We start from the raw sequence: 429 nt of genomic DNA, 5'->3' as shown, positions 1-429 counted from the left end.
AAACTAATACCTGGCAGTTCGGAGGCAGCATGAACCAACCAAAAGTAACGGAAATATTGATAGGCATATGCTTTGCACTATTCATTATCTGCCTGGTTGTCTATGTGGTGGGTGATGCTTTGAAGGGAGTTCACTGATGATGGCTATGAAGATTGATTTCGCTAAGTGGAAAGTTGAAGAGTTACAGTCAGGGGTTACATGCTCATTTTGCAAAAAGTCTGAAAGCGAGGTTCGTGTCATTACCGGACCTGAGGTGAATATCTGCAATGAGTGCGTTGGCCTATGCAATGAGATTATTGATGAGGAAGAGGCTGAGCGGAGAAAGGCTACCGTTGATGACCTTTTATCCATTTATTTTTCTGACGGCGCAGGCGTAGATGTTGGGAATGATTGGGATAGGAAGGGGATGGAGGCTATTTATGATGCCGG

1 protein-coding gene is annotated in these 429 nt (G+C 44.5%); it reads left to right on the top strand.

Features of this window, described 5'->3' with window-relative positions:
* Window positions 1-136 precede the first annotated feature (136 nt).
* Window positions 137-429, top strand: a 293-nt coding sequence (locus V2A85_RS24485; protein ID WP_420072663.1) for a ClpX C4-type zinc finger protein, incomplete at its 3' end; no start/stop codon positions are given.

This window comes from Yersinia sp. 1252 StPb PI (assembly GCF_048593885.1).
GTDB classification, from domain to species: Bacteria; Pseudomonadota; Gammaproteobacteria; order Enterobacterales; family Enterobacteriaceae; genus Yersinia; species Yersinia enterocolitica_E.
The sequence above is the reverse complement of the archived record's forward strand: the minus strand, read 5'-3'. Positions and strand labels throughout refer to the sequence as shown.